Source organism: Leifsonia sp. HAY1-4F (assembly GCF_056755275.1).
The window spans coordinates 1-271 of sequence record NZ_JBNDHX010000294.1 but is presented as its reverse complement, the minus strand read 5'-3'; the positions used below and the strand labels follow the sequence as shown (position 1 = coordinate 271).

1 pseudogene is annotated in these 271 nt (G+C 58.7%); it reads right to left on the bottom strand.

The features are described from left to right. Positions 1-271 (bottom strand): annotated as a pseudogene (locus tag ACPYOG_RS19575) (glycosyltransferase family 2 protein); the annotation flags it as partial.

Genomic DNA, 271 nt, shown 5'->3' with positions numbered 1-271 from the left:
ACCCAGCACGGCGAAGAGCAAGGAATCCGTGATGGCGATGAGGACCAGGAACATCACCATGTCCACCGCGAAAGCGGACAAGGACGAGCCCAGGAACTTCAGCAGCGGCGCATAGATCCTGATGGAGTCAGCTACGGGTCGGAAGTGTGAGCCCGCATTGTCATTGAGGTAGACAGTGGCGATCCCGACGCTGCTGATGCCGTAACCCGCATGCTTCGCTTCGAGCAACAGGTTCAGCTCGTATTCGTACCGTTGTCCGCGCACAGTGAGC